The sequence below is a fragment of the Stenotrophomonas sp. yr243 genome (genome assembly GCF_900184195.1).
Classification (GTDB): domain Bacteria; phylum Pseudomonadota; class Gammaproteobacteria; order Xanthomonadales; family Xanthomonadaceae; genus Stenotrophomonas; species Stenotrophomonas lactitubi.
The window spans coordinates 146,906-160,645 of the sequence record NZ_FXWT01000003.1 but is presented as its reverse complement, the minus strand read 5'-3'; the positions used below and the strand labels follow the sequence as shown (position 1 = coordinate 160,645).

General features: G+C 66.9%; 10 protein-coding genes. 6 read left to right on the top strand and 4 right to left on the bottom strand.

Annotated features, from left to right (window positions below):
* Positions 1 to 28: 28 nt before the first annotated feature.
* Positions 29 to 1,369: an exodeoxyribonuclease VII large subunit gene (gene xseA / locus QOL57_RS13480; RefSeq protein ID WP_089236251.1), complete on the top strand. Its 1,341-nt coding sequence runs from the start codon at positions 29 to 31 to the stop codon at positions 1,367 to 1,369.
* Positions 1,370 to 1,975: 606 nt separating this feature from the next.
* Here the strand turns inward: xseA and QOL57_RS13475 are convergent.
* Entirely contained in the window at positions 1,976 to 2,866 is an 891-nt protein-coding gene (locus tag QOL57_RS13475; RefSeq protein ID WP_089236252.1) for a M48 family metallopeptidase, read from the bottom strand.
* Between the two features lie 102 nt (positions 2,867 to 2,968).
* Positions 2,969 to 4,852, bottom strand: a complete 1,884-nt coding sequence (locus QOL57_RS13470; protein WP_089236253.1) for an SUMF1/EgtB/PvdO family nonheme iron enzyme — start codon at positions 4,850 to 4,852, stop codon at positions 2,969 to 2,971.
* An 84-nt stretch (positions 4,853 to 4,936) separates the two neighbouring features.
* Between QOL57_RS13470 and rnd the strand changes: the two genes are divergently transcribed.
* Together rnd and QOL57_RS13460 are read left to right on the top strand one after the other, a co-directional pair.
* Positions 4,937 to 6,016 carry a ribonuclease D gene (rnd, locus tag QOL57_RS13465; protein WP_089236254.1) on the top strand — a complete coding sequence of 360 codons (1,080 nt, stop codon included), beginning with the start codon at positions 4,937 to 4,939 and terminating at the stop codon, positions 6,014 to 6,016.
* Positions 6,017 to 6,416: 400 nt separating this feature from the next.
* Positions 6,417 to 7,544 carry a serine hydrolase domain-containing protein gene (locus tag QOL57_RS13460; RefSeq protein WP_157803064.1) on the top strand — a complete coding sequence of 376 codons (1,128 nt, stop codon included), beginning with the start codon at positions 6,417 to 6,419 and terminating at the stop codon, positions 7,542 to 7,544.
* Positions 7,545 to 7,682: 138 nt separating this feature from the next.
* Here the strand turns inward: QOL57_RS13460 and QOL57_RS13455 are convergent, their stop codons facing one another.
* Together QOL57_RS13455 and QOL57_RS13450 are read right to left on the bottom strand one after the other, a co-directional pair.
* Positions 7,683 to 10,013, bottom strand: coding sequence for a TonB-dependent receptor (locus QOL57_RS13455; RefSeq protein ID WP_089236256.1), 2,331 nt, complete (start codon positions 10,011 to 10,013; stop codon positions 7,683 to 7,685).
* Between the two features lie 153 nt (positions 10,014 to 10,166).
* Entirely contained in the window at positions 10,167 to 10,757 is a 591-nt protein-coding gene (locus QOL57_RS13450) for a TetR/AcrR family transcriptional regulator (protein ID WP_089236257.1), read from the bottom strand.
* A gap of 101 nt (positions 10,758 to 10,858) precedes the next feature.
* On the opposite strand from QOL57_RS13450, the gene QOL57_RS13445 reads away from it, so the two are divergent.
* The 3 genes from QOL57_RS13445 to QOL57_RS13435 are packed head-to-tail and all read left to right on the top strand — an operon-like array spanning position 10,859 to position 13,732.
* Positions 10,859 to 11,914, top strand: a complete 1,056-nt coding sequence (locus QOL57_RS13445) for a sugar phosphate isomerase/epimerase family protein (protein ID WP_059064684.1) — start codon at positions 10,859 to 10,861, stop codon at positions 11,912 to 11,914.
* A 20-nt stretch (positions 11,915 to 11,934) separates the two neighbouring features.
* Positions 11,935 to 12,828 carry an alpha/beta hydrolase gene (locus QOL57_RS13440; protein ID WP_089236258.1) on the top strand — a complete coding sequence of 298 codons (894 nt, stop codon included), beginning with the start codon at positions 11,935 to 11,937 and terminating at the stop codon, positions 12,826 to 12,828.
* Complete coding sequence (locus QOL57_RS13435; protein WP_089236259.1) at positions 12,818 to 13,732, top strand: alpha/beta hydrolase; 915 nt, start codon at positions 12,818 to 12,820, stop codon at positions 13,730 to 13,732. The genes QOL57_RS13440 and QOL57_RS13435 overlap by 11 nt, the downstream gene beginning before the upstream one ends.
* The last annotated feature ends 8 nt before the right edge of the window (positions 13,733 to 13,740 follow it).

Sequence of the window (13,740 nt, the reverse complement as noted above, 5' to 3'; positions counted from 1 at the left end):
CCTGCTCCATCTGCCCCACGCCGTAACCATGCAGCCACGCAACAACGACGTCTTCACCCCCAGCCAGCTCAACACCCTCGCCCGCGACCTGCTGGAAGGCAGCTTCCCGGCGATCTGGGTGGAAGCCGAACTGGGCAGCGTGGCGCGCCCGGCGTCCGGCCACCTGTACTTCACCCTGAAGGACGCGCGTGCACAGTTGCGCGCTGCGATGTTCAGGATGAAGGCGCAGTACCTGAAGTTCGTGCCGCGCGAGGGCATGCGCGTGCTGGTGCGCGGCAAGGTGACCCTGTACGACGCCCGTGGCGAGTACCAGATGGTGCTGGACCACATGGAGGAAGCCGGCGAAGGCGCACTGCGCCGCGCATTCGAGGAACTGAAGGCGCGGCTGGAGGCCGGGGGTCTGTTCGACCCTGGACGCAAGCGGCCGATGCCGGCCCATGTACAGCGCCTGGCGGTGATCACCTCGCCCACCGGTGCCGCCGTGCGCGATGTGCTGAGCGTGCTTGGCCGCCGCTTCCCGTTGCTGGAAGTGGATCTGCTGCCGACCCTGGTGCAGGGCGCGACCGCTGCCGCGCAGATCACCCGCCTGCTGCAGGCCGCCGATGCCAGCGGCCGCTACGACGTGATTCTGCTGACCCGCGGCGGTGGCTCACTGGAAGACCTGTGGGCGTTCAACGATGAAGCCCTGGCCCGTGCAATCGCCGCCAGCCGCACGCCGGTAGTTTCGGCGGTGGGTCACGAAACCGACTTCAGTCTCAGCGATTTTGCCGCTGACCTGCGCGCGCCGACGCCATCGGTGGCCGCAGAACTGCTGGTACCCGATCAGCGCGACCTGGCCCTGCGCCTGCGCCGCAACGCGGCACGCATGGTGCAGCTGCAACGCCACACCCTGCAGCAGGCCATGCAGCGCGCCGATCGTGCCCTGCTGCGTTTGAATGCACAAAGCCCGCAGGCACGGCTGGATCTGCTGCGCCGACGCCAGCTGGACCTCGGGCGTCGACTGCATGCGGCGCACAACCAGCAGCAGGAGCGTCGCGCGGCCCGCCTGCGCCACGCCGCTGCGGTGTTGCGTGGTCATCATCCGCAACGGCAGATGGATGCACTGCGACGCCGCCTTGCCGCGCTGGGCGGGCGCCCACAGGCGGCACTGCAGCGCCTGCTGCAGCGTGATGCGCTGCGCCTGCGCGGCCTTGCACGTTCGCTGGAAGCAGTCAGTCCATTGGCTACCGTCGCGCGTGGCTACAGCATCGTGACCCGTGCAGACGATGGCGCGCTGGTGCGTCGGGTCGAGCAGGTGCAACCGGGTGACGCACTGCAGGCCCGCGTCGGCGACGGCGTGATCGATGTCCAGGTGACGGCAGTCAAATAAGGGGTGTTCGGCAGGGCTGCGCCCTGCACCTGCAGAGGCCTTCAAGCCAGGGCAACAGCAACGGCAAATGCAACAGCCGGCACTGGGTTGTCTGTGGGTTTGGCGGGGTGGTGTCGGATTGCGGGGACGCCGTGAACCCATCCATGGGGGCTTGGCAGCCGCATCCATGCGGCTGACACCCCGCAATCCGACACCGCCCCACCTCCGACAGTTTCCCGGAGACGGTTGGCACATCCACGACATGCGTGGATGAATCTCCATCGAGATCGAATATTTCGAATTGAAATCGAAAAGCATCCACGCATGGCGTGGATCTACGTGTCGACCAAGGTCGACACCCACCAAGAGCAGGCAATGCCATTCCAACAGATCGCGGAGATCTGTCGAAGGCGGGGTGGGTCCGGTTGCGGGAGTGTCCGCGGCATGGATGCCGCGGCCAAGCCCCCATGGATGGGTTTACGGCGTCTCCCGCAATCGGGCCCACCCCGCCATCCCACGGATAGCCCGCTGTTGCTGTTGCTGTTGCTGTTGCTGTTGCTGTTGCTGTTGCTTCGGCTGTTGCTCCAGCCTCGGCGGGTGCAGGGCGCAGCCCTGCCGAACTACCCTTTACCTGGCCTGCTCGCAGAACTTCTGCCGGTACTCCAGTGCCTTCGGCATCAGCGCCTGCAGATTCTGGATGCGGGTACCCGGATTGGGGTGGGTCGAAGAGAATTCCGGCGGCGATTGGCCGCCACCCGCCTGGCCCATCCGCTGCCACAGCGGCACCGCCTCGCGCGGGTCGAAACACGCCGCCGCCGCCAGCATCAGGCCCACTTCGTCAGCCTGCGTCTCGTGGCTGCGCGCATACGGCAACAGATAGCCGTAGCCCATCGCCGACATCATCATCTGCTGCTGCTGCGCATCCATGCCACTGGCGGCGCCCGCCACCTGGCCGATCTGGGTCAGCTTCTGCTGGGCCATGCGCTGTGCACCGTGGCGCAGCAACGCATGGGCGATTTCATGCCCCATCACCACCGCCATTGCATCGCGCGTGCGCGCAACCGGGATCAACCCCGTGTACACGGCCATCTTGCCGCCGGGCAGGCAGAACGCATTGGCCTGTTCGGACGGAATCACATTCACTTCCCACTCGAAGTCGCGTGCGAAGTGCGCCGGCTGCAACCCGTGTTCCTGCGCCAGCGCGGTTTCCACCACGTCCACCTTGGCAATCAATCGCTCGGCAATCGCCCGGACATCCCGCGAGACCTGTTCGTTCGGGCCCAGCGGGCGCTCCTGCGACAGGATCTGCTGGTAGGCCTGCAGGCCCAGTGCCTTCTCCTGGCTGGCGTCCAGGCTGCTGTCGATCAGCACCTTCTCGCCGGTATAGGGGTCGACCGCACGGTTGGAGAACCAGTAGAACGCCGCATAGCCGGCGGCCAGCAGCAGCACCCACCAGCGGATGTTGCCAAACAGGCCACGCCGCTGCTGCGGCGAGCGGGAAAAAGGATCATTGCGCATCGGCAGGTCTTCCGGCTGACCCCGCCGGCCGGCGGGCACGGCGCAATCTTAGTGCGACACTGCCTGCGGCGGGTGAAGCCGGCGCCGATCCAGGCGTGGCCGTCAGATCCCGCGGACCAGCCGGAAGCCGATGCGCGCGTTGGTGGTATCCGAATCCTGCGATTGCCGCCAGGCCGCCCGGGTCTGCTCCGGCGCATTGGCCCAGTTGCCACCCCGGATCACCCGTGAACGGCAGCCCGGGTTGAACCAGGCCACACCATCGGCCGGAGCGCGCCGATAGCTGGCATGCCAGCAGTCGGCCACCCACTCGCTCAGGTTGCCGCCCATGTCGTGCAGCCCGAAGCCGTTCGCCTGGAAACTGGCGACCGGGGCCGGCCCCCACCAACCATCGCCATAGCCGACGAAGGCGTTGTGCCAATGCCTTCCGGACGGTGAAACGTCCTTGCTGCCGGTGTAATTGCCACTGCCTTCCGGTGGCAGCCCGGCATCGCCCCACGGGTAGCGGCCACTGCTGCCGGCACGCATCGCGTACTCGAATTCGGCCTCGCTGGGCAGGCGGTAGCTGCGGCCGGTCTGCTCGGACAGCCAGGTGGCGTAGTTCTCCGCGTCACGCACGCTGACGTGCATCACCGGCGAATTGCCCAGTGCGCGCCCACCGTCATAGTCGGATCGCCAGTCCACGCCGCTGCGACGGATGAAATTGCCGCTGCGCTCGTCATAGACCACCGAATGTCCACGCCGGGTTGCGCGTGGGCGGGCGTTGGTCGCCTTTACATAGCGCTCGAAATCACCCACGGTGATCTCGGTGATCGCCATTGCGTAACCGCGCTCGAACCGCACATAGTGCGACGGTCGCTCCGCATCGGTTGCGCCCGGCTCGGTATCACTGGCACCCATCTGGAATCCACCGTGCGGCACCACGATCATCTGTGGTCCACGGCCGCCATCACGCAGCGCGTCGCTGAACACCTGCCCCGGCCGGAAGCTGCCGTAATGGGTGGCCAGTTCGATGCGCTCGCGCAGCTGCGCCACCACCGCGTCGCCCGGCAAGGCGATGCGCAGCGCTTCGGCCAGCTTCTCGCGCGCAGGCTTCAGTCCCTGCGGGGTGGTCAGATCATGCAGGCCGCCATCGCGCAGCTGGACCAGCGCTGCTGCGCGGATCTGCTCGATGCGCTCGAACGCATCGGCGATGGTCGGTGACGAGTCCCGCACCTTGCTGGCTTCTGCCAACCAAGCGCCGGCACTGGCGAAATCGCGGATGCGCGCAGCATCCTCGGCACGCCGGATCAGCCCGCTTTCCGCCGCTGCCAGACCCTGCCGCGCCCGCCGGTTATGCGGGTCCAACGCCAGTGCCTCGCGGAAGTTGCCGATGGCGCCATCACCCTCTTCACCTATCCGGTCGGCACGCAGATCGTCTTCGCCCGCGCGGTTGTAGGCGACCACGCGCTGCGCCGTCTCCACCCGGCCCTGCAGCGCGCGCACCTTCTCGTCCTTCGGCGCCAGGGTCAGCAATACCAGCGCCTGGCGCCCGGCTTCGGCCAGCGCTTCACGCTGCCGCAATGGCTGCTGCAGCAACGCATCGGCCTGCTGCAGCAGGCGCTGCTTCGCACGTTGCAGGCCCAGGCGCGCCTGGCGGTCGTCGGGTTCCTCTTCCTGCACCGCCAGCCACAGCGGCACTGCCGCATCGCCATCTTCGTACAGATGCCCCCGCGCGAATGCCTGATCGGCAGCCCGGCGCAGCTGTGCCAGCGTACGTCCCTGGCGATCGACCCGCGGCGGCGTCCACTGCTGAATGTCCTCGGCCGCATCGTCACCGGCAATGGTCACCGTGCCCTGCCCGGTACCAGGTGCCGGACCGGCCTCTGGTGCGGGATCGGCCGGCTGGCCTGCGGTACCACCGGAGGTCTGCGCAGGGGGCGACGGCGTGCAACCGGCCAGGCCCACGGCCAAGGCGGTACACAGCACGGGCGACAGCAGAAAACGCAAGCAGGGCCTCCTTCGGCACGGATGCGGACCGACGTTAGGCTATTCTCCCCTGCCTGAGCAAACACGAGTAGTAGGCCCTGACCTGTGGCAACCTGGATCACCACCCCCGCCGAGCTGGACACATACCGCCAGCAACGGCCGACCCGCATCGGCCTGGATACCGAATTCATCCGTGAACGCACCTTCTGGCCGCAGCTGGCGCTGGTGCAGATGGCCGTCGGCGAGGACATCCTGCTGATCGACCCGTTGATTCCCGGCATGCCCGAGGCGTTGGCGCCGTGGCTGGCCGATGAATCCATCACCAAGGTGATGCACAGCGCCAGCGAAGACCTGGTGGCGTTCAAGTGGACCTGCGGCGTGCTGCCGCGCCCGTTGTTCGACACCCAGATCGGCGCCGCTCTGGCTGGCATTGGTGCGGGCATGGGCTACCAGAAGCTGGTGCAGGAGATCACCGGCGTGGCGCTGGAAAAGGGCGAAACCCGCTCTGACTGGATGCGCAGGCCGCTGTCGGACTCACAGCTGAAGTACGCCGCCGACGACGTCGAGCATCTGTTCGCGATGCATGATGCGATTTCCGCCAAGCTGGAATCGCTGGGGCGCCAGCAATGGCTGCACGACGACGGCGAGCGCCTGCTGGCCAGCGTCGCCAATGACGAGGACCGCTGGCCACACCTTGGCATGCGCTCGGCGCAGTTCCTGGACGCGCCCGCGCAGCGCCGCCTGCTGCGCCTGCTGCGCTGGCGCGACGTGCAGGCGCGCGCCAGCGACCGTCCGCGCAGCTGGATCCTGGACAACGAGCTGGCAGCGACCCTGGCACGCACCCCACCTGCCGATGCCGCCGCATTGAGCAAGTTGTTCGAACAGTTCCCGAAGGCGCCGCGCAAGCTTGCCGCTGCAGTATGGGAGGCGCTGGATACGCCGTTGGCCGACGAAGCCGATGCACCATTGGCGATGCAGGCCAGCGATGCCAGCAAGCAGCTGCTGAAGAAACTGCAGGATGCCGTAGCCGAACGCAGCCGCGAGCTCGGTCTGGCCGACGGCGTACTGGCCTCGCGCAAGCATCTGGAAAGCTATCTGGAGCATCGGCAGTGGCCTGCCGCATTGGCCGGATGGCGCCAGCAGGAACTGGAGCCGGTGCTGGCACCGCTGTTGCCCGCCACTTGAGCCCCCTGCCGTCGTCGCGCATGCGGCGCGACGACGGCACACCCTGACACTGCCATGAGATCGCGCGGCGCGTGCCTGCTGCGCGCGCGCCCTCGCGCCACGGCCCCCGAAGCCCGCCCGAGTTTGATTGCTGCATGCGGCGGTACCTGCCGCGATCCTGTACGTCCGCCAACAGGATCTCGCCGCGCGGTTCATGTACATGACTGCAGACACATACGCCTGCGTCGGTGGCATGCAAGAGTGAATCGCACGTCACCTTGTACGCCTGTTCAAGGCACCGGGGGACGACGCACCCCGCAGGGCCGATGCCGTCGGCGCAGGTCCTGTCCACGCTGCTGCGCAAAGGACTCCCATGCACACAAACACCTCCGAACGGACCGCAGCTTCCTCCTCCCGGACCATGCGCCACCTGCGCCGATGGCTGGGCGTTTCACTCCTGTGCATCGCTGCCAGTGCAAGCGCCGCCGATGACCTGCAGGCACGCATCGCTCAGGCATTGCAGGGCACCACGACGCCGGCCATGGGAGTGCTGGTGATCCGCGATGGCAAGATCGCCGAGCAGGCCGTCAGCGGCGTACGCCGCAATGATGAAAAGGTGGCCGCCAATACCGGCGATGCCTGGATGATCGGCTCGACCGGTAAACCGATCACCGTGGCGATGATCGCGCGCCTGGTCGAACAGGGCGTGCTGAAGTGGGATGCGCCGCTGTCGACGATGCTGCCCGACCTCGCGGCACAGATGCAGCCGGCCTACCGCAATGTCACGCTGGTGCAGCTGCTGTCGCACCGCGCTGGGCTGCCGGAGAACCTCAGCGATGGCGCCGCACTGGATGCGTTCTTCACCGACACGCGTGCCCTGCCGGTGCAGCGCGAGGCCTATATCAAGGCCGCGCTGTCAGAGGCGCCGGTCCACCCGCCGGGAACGGAATTCGCCTACAGCAACAGCGGCTTCCTGATCGCAGCCGTGATCGCCGAGCGCGCCACCGGCAAGGACGTGGAGACGCTGATCCAGCGTGAGGTGTTCCAGCCGCTGCAGATGACAGGGGCCGGCTTCGGGCCGACCACTGCCGGTCAGCCGTTGGGCCACCGCGGCGGCAAGCCCGTCACCCGCGCACCGCAGAAAGCCGATGATGGCGTACCACCGATCTACACCGCTGCCGGCAACCTGCACATGCGCCTGCAGGACCTGGCACTGTTCGCCATCGACCAGCTCGCCGGCAGCCAAGGCAAGGGCACGCTGTTGACGCCGGCGTCCTACACGCTGATGCAGAGCGCGCAACCGGGCAGCCCCTCGGGTCTGGACTGGGGCGTGCAGCCGTCGATCGCCGGCCGCCAGGGCCCGGTACTGGTGCACGGTGGCTCCGATGGCAACTGGCTGGCGTGGGTGGTGCTGTTCCCCGCACAGAACAGTGGCGTGATCGCCATTGCCAACGCCGCCGAAGACATGGGCGCTGACACGGCCACCATGGGCGTGCTCGGCGGCCTGTTCGCCGAACTGGCCCCTGCTGTCACGCCCGCCGCCAAGTAGACCCGTCACGACGCCCTGCACCTGCGGGGCGTCGATTCCGCGTGTCAGTTCCCACAACGGCAAACGCCCTGCACAGGCAGGGCGTCTGGAGGGAAGTGCGACGGTATCGGTACCGTATGCGGTACCGACCGATGCGGCTTACCAGTTCATGTTCAGCGACACACCCACGGTGCGCGGCTCGTTGTAGACCGCTGCCATGTAGTTTTCGATCACGCCCTTGAGGTTCTTCTCGTTGGTGATGTTGCGCGCGAACAGCGCCACTTCGTAGGCACCGTAGTTGCCCGAGTAACCGATCTTCAGGCCACCCTCGAAATCACCCTTCGAATTGAACTCCTTGCTGTCATACAGCACGAAGCTGGTGTAGCCCTGCTTGTTCCAGTCGGTGGACACGAACATCGTGGCCGCATCGCTGACCGGGAAGTCGTAACGCGCTGCCAGGTTGATGTTGTACTTCGGCGCGTTCGGCAGCGGATTGCCATCGATCTGGGCGAAGGTGTTGGCACCGACCTTGATCGTCGGGTCATCGACGGTGCACACCACCTTGCCGTTCAGTGCGCAGACCTGCGCATACACGCGCTTGTCCTTGATCTCGCTGTGCAGCAGGCTCAGGCCGGCGCTCAGGGTCAGGTTCTGGATCGGGCGCAGCTCCATGTCCGCTTCGAAGCCGTAGGCCTTGGCCTTGTCGGCGTTGAACAGCACGCCGTTGCCGTCCGAATCGTTGCCGTTGAGCTGGATGTCGTTGACGGTGTAGGTGAACGCGGTGGCATTCAAGCGCAGGCGGTTGTCCCACAGGCTGCTCTTCACGCCGGCTTCCCAGGACAGGATCGTCTCCGAATCGGCGGTGGTGAAGTCAGCGTTGAACACCGCCGAACGGCCCTGGATGGTCGGACCACGGAAGCCGCGCGCGACCTTCGCATAGACACTCACGTCCGGGGTGATCTGATACATCGCGCTCAGATCCCAGCTCGGAGTCGTGTCGGTCATCTTGACGTCGGTGCGGCCCTTGTAGGTGACTGCGCCAGCGGCGGTGTCGGCGGTCTTCAACAGACGGGTGTGCTTTTCATCGCGGGTCTGGCGCAGGCCGGCGGTGACGGTGAACTTGTCGGTGAAGGCGTAGCTGAGCTGGCCGAAACCGGCCCACGAGGTGTTCTTGTTGCGCAGGCGCACCCAGTTGTTCGGGTTGCGCGCCGCGCCCTTAAGGAACCAGGCGCGCTGGTAGAAGTCGGTGGTGTCGCTGCCGTTGAAGTAGAACGCGCCGGCCTGCCACTGCAGGGCGCTGTCATCGTGGCTGGCCAGACGGAATTCCTGGGTCCACTGGTCAAGATCGCGGATCTGGCCCATCGACTGGCCATAGCCGTTCGGCACGCCGTTGACCGGGAAGTTGACCGCGGCGCCGCCGTCGGTGTCACCGCGGCTGTAACCGGACGTGGTCTCGTAAGCGGTGATCGAGGTGAAGTCGATCGCGCCGAAGTCATAACGCGCCTTCACCGAACCGCCGTAGGTCTTGTACGCCTGCGGGTTGTTGTCGGCCTCGTCGTAGGCGACCTGGTCACGCGGCACGTCGGTCTTGTTCGAGCCCTTGGTCAGCGCGTTGCGCAGGAACAGGGTCGAGGTGCCCTCGTAATCGCGGGCGTGGGCCGAAGCGAGGATCGAGAACTGGTCGCTCGGGGTCAGCAGCAGCTGCGCGCGCACGTTGCGGTCGTCGAAGCCGCCCATGGCGTTCTTCTTCGGGCTGACCGTGCCGTCGGCGCTGGGGCCGGTGTAGGTGTTGTCGACGTAGTCGTCGCGGTGCTGGTACAGGGCCGACACACGGAACGAAGCGATGTCGTTGATCGGGCCGCCGAAGCCACCGTCGATCGACACGCTGTTGTAGGAGGCGTAGCTGGCGCTGACGCGGCCGCTGTAGTCCTGGGTCGGCTTGAGGGTGTCGAACTTGACGATGCCGGCGGTGGTGTTGCGGCCGAACAGCGAGCCCTGCGGACCGCGCAGCACTTCCACCTGGTCCACGTCATAGACCGGGTTGGACTTCAGCACCACGTGTTCCAGCACGACGTCGTCCTGGATGATCGACACCGGCTGCGACGCACCCAGATAGAAATCGATGTTGCCCAGGCCGCGGATGTAGAAGCGCGGGAAGATGCGGCCGGTGGTGGTTTCCGCATACAGGCTCGGCACGCGGCCGGACAGCGCCAGCAGGGTGTCGTCGCCGCCGGCGGTGAAGTCGCGCATGCGCTCGCCCTGCACCACGCCTACCGACACCGGCACTTCCTGCAGGTTCTGCTCGCGGTGCTCGGCGGTCACGGTGATGGTGTCCAGCCCGGTCGGGGTCGGCGCACTGTCCTGCGCGGCAGCACCGAAGCTGGCAGCCAGGGCCAGGCCTGCACAGGCCAGGGCCAGCGGATGGCGACGGAAGGAAACGAGGGAGGACGACATGCCCGACGAACGGCGGGAATCGGAATGGGAAGGCATCGAAAGCTCTGAGGAGGCGTCCGTGCGGCCTGCGCTGACCGGGCGGCAAATAGGAGGAGAACTGCGCAAGCGGCCATTATCCTCCAAATTGTTACAATTTCGTTGCGCCGGCAGGCAACAGGGGCATCAAGCCGTTTTCGGCACAGTCCGCCCTCAGCCGGCCGTTGGCAACGGCGCCAGCGCAACCTCGACCATCGCCAGCAGGCGCTCACGGCTGACGCCGTCACGCGCCTGTACCGAGATGCCGTGCAGCACCGTGGCGAAATGATCGCCCAGGGCCTGCACGGACAGATCGGCCGCCAGCTCGCCGGCTGCCTGCGCCTGCTGCAGCCGCGCGATGATCGCCGCCGTGCGCTGGCGACGATGGCTGGCCAGCCAGTCACGTACGCCCTCGCCCTCCGGTGACACGCTGCTGGCCGACGACACCACCAGGCAGCCATGCGGACGACCACGACGGGTATAGGTCAGCACGGCATCACGCAGCATGCTGCCGATCGCATCGCGCAGTGACGCCTGTTCCAGCGCGCGCGGCGCGAAGCCGCCCTCGCCTTCCTCGTACAGCGCCACAGCTTCGCGGAACAGCTGCTCCTTGCTGCCGAACGCGGCGTAGATGCGCGCCGAGGCAATGCCAAGCGCTTCGACCAGGGCCGACATCGAAGTGCCCTCATAGCCGTACTGCCAGAACAGCAGCATCGCCTTGCGCAATGCCTGGTCCCTGTCGAATTCGCGCGGTCGCCCTGCCATCTGCCTGCCTGCCGTTCTGAGGCGCGCAGTGTAACGCGGGTGTTGACCATCCCGATGCACGCACCTATTCTTTGTCGATCGACAAATAATTGGAGCAACACATGCAAACCCTCAAAGGCCCCAGCCTGCATCTGGCGCAGTTCGCTGGCGACCAGGCGCCGTTCGACAGCCTGTCCGGCATCGCCGCCTGGGCAGCCGGCCATGGCTTCAAGGCCCTGCAGATTCCGGCATGGGACGCGCGCCTGTTCGACCTGGCCACCGCTGCCGACAGCCAGGACTACTGCGACGACCTGCGTGGCACGCTGGCCGAACACGGCCTGCAGGTCAGCGAGCTGACCACCCACATCCTGGGCCAGCTGGTGGCCGTGCATCCGGCCTACGATGAACTGTGCGATGGCTTCGCCCCGGAGGCGCTGCGCGGCAATCCGCAGGCACGCAGCGAATGGGCACAGCAGCAGCTGCATCTGGCCGCCCGCGCCTCGCGCCGGCTCGGCCTGCAGGACATGGGCACCTTCTCCGGCTCGTTCGCCTGGCCCTACCTGTTCCCGTTCCCGCAGCGTCCGCCGGGCCTGATCGATGCGGCGTTCGATGAGCTGGCACGCCGCTGGCGGCCGATCCTCGACACCTGCGAGGACAACGGCATCAACCTCTGCTACGAAATCCATCCCAGCGAAGACCTGCACGATGGCACCAGCTTCGAACGCTTCTTCGAGCGTGTGGGCCAGCACGAGCGCTGCCGCATCCTGTTCGATCCCAGCCACTTCGTGCTGCAGCAGCTGGATTACCTGCAGTTCCTGGACATCTACCATCCGCTGATCCGCATGTTCCATGTCAAGGACGCGGAGTTCCGCCCCAATGGCCGCCAGGGCATCTACGGTGGCTATGCCGACTGGACCGAACGCGCGGGCCGCTTCCGCTCGCTGGGCGATGGCCAGGTCGATTTCAAGTCGATCTTCTCCAAGCTGGCGCAGTACGACTACGCCGGCTGGGCAACATTGGAGTGGGAGTGCTGCCTGAAGGACCAGGAAGCCGGCGCGCGCGAGGGTGCCGCCTTCATCCGCGACCACATCATCCCGGTCACCGACAAGATCTTCGACGACTTCGCCGGCGCGCCGATCAGCAGCGCCCAGATGCAGCACATGCTCGGCATCGCCTGAGCCCCCACAGGAACATTCCCATGACGAACATCCCCACCGCTGGTACCCCCGGCGACGACACCCTGCGCCACCACTACCTGCGCATCGACGGCCAGCGCGTGCATTGCGTCTCCGCTGGCAGCGGGCAGCCGGTGCTGTTGATCCCGGGCTGGCCGCAGACCTGGTATGCCTGGCGCCACGTGCTGCATGCGCTGGCCGAGGCCGGTTTCGAAGCGATCGCGGTCGACCCGCCCGGCATCGGCGAATCCGATCGTCCCGCGCACGGTTACGACACCGGCAGTGCCGCCGCGGTACTGCATCAGACCATGCAGGCCCTCGGCCACGAGCGCTACCACGTGGTCGGCCATGACATCGGCATGTGGATCGCCTATGCACTGGCCAGCGACCAGCCGCAGGCGGTACAGCGCCTGGCCGTGACCGAGGCGGTGATTCCCGGGCTGGCGCCTGAGCCGGGCATCTTCGCCGCACCGGCCGACAACATCTTCCTGTGGCACTTCATGTTCAACCAGGTGGCCGACCTGCCCGAGGCCCTCATCACCGGTCGCGAACGCGCCTACCTGGACTTCATGTTCGACCGCTGGTCGTACCGGCGCGATGCGGTGGCCAGCGAAACCTACATCGCCGCCTACAGCCGCCCCGGCGCGTTGCGTGCAGGGTTTGCCTGGTACCGCGCGATTCCGGAAACGATCCGCCAGAACCAGCTCCGCGCACAACGCCGGTTGACGATGCCGGTGCTGGCCATCGGCGCCGAGCACGCCACCGGCAACGCCCCGATGCTGACCCTGCAACCGCACGCCGATGACCTGCGCGGCAGCGTCGTTCCGGGCTGTGGCCACTTCATCATGGAAGAAGCACCGCAGGCGTTCCTCGCCCAGCTGCTGCCGTTCCTGCAGGAGGCTGGTCATGCCGCTTGAACCTGCGCTGCAGTCGTTCGTCGATGCGGTGGCGGCGCAACCGTTGCCAGACGATCTGCTGGAACTGCGCGCACTCAGCGAGCAGGCGCTGCCCACATTGCAGGGCGCCACCGAGGCGGTATCGCATGTCGTGGAGCACGTCGTCAGCGCGCGCGACGGCCATGCGCTGGTCGTGCGCCTGTACACGCCCGCTACCAACAGCGCCGAACCGCGCCCTGCCCTATTGTTCGCCCACGGCGGTGGCTGGTTCCAGTGTTCGTTGGCGGTCTATGACGGCCCCTGCCGGGCCTTGGCCAATGCCAGCGGCCATGTCATCGCTGCCGTCGGCTATCGACTGGCCCCGGAGCATCCGTTCCCGACGCCGCTGCACGACGTCGCCGACGCCTGGCTGTGGCTGCAGGCCAATGCCGCAGACCTGGGTCTTGATCCAGCACGCCTGGTCATCGGTGGTGACAGCGCTGGCGGCAATCTCGCTGCCGCGTGCTGCCTGCTGCTACGCGATCAGGGACTGCCGCTGCCATCGCATCAACTGCTGCTGTACCCGGCGCTGGATGCCACCATGGCCAGCAGCACCTACTGCGAGTTCGCCGACGGCTACTACCTCAGCGCTGAACTGATGCAGCGCTGCTGGCAGGCCTACCTGGGCGACGGTGACCGCCGGCAGGCGCTGGCTTCGCCCCTGCACGCCCCAGATCTGCGCGGGCTGCCGGCGGCCACGGTACTGAGCTGTGAGTTCGACCCGCTGCGCGACGAAGCTGAACAGTACGCCGCGCACCTGCGGGAGGCGGGCGTGGACTGCACGCTGGAGCGCCTGCCGGGGATGATCCACGCCTGCATCCACCTGCATGGCGTATCGGCTGCGACCGACATCGCGATCCAGCGGGCGGCGGCCCTGCTGCCCTGAAACGAAGG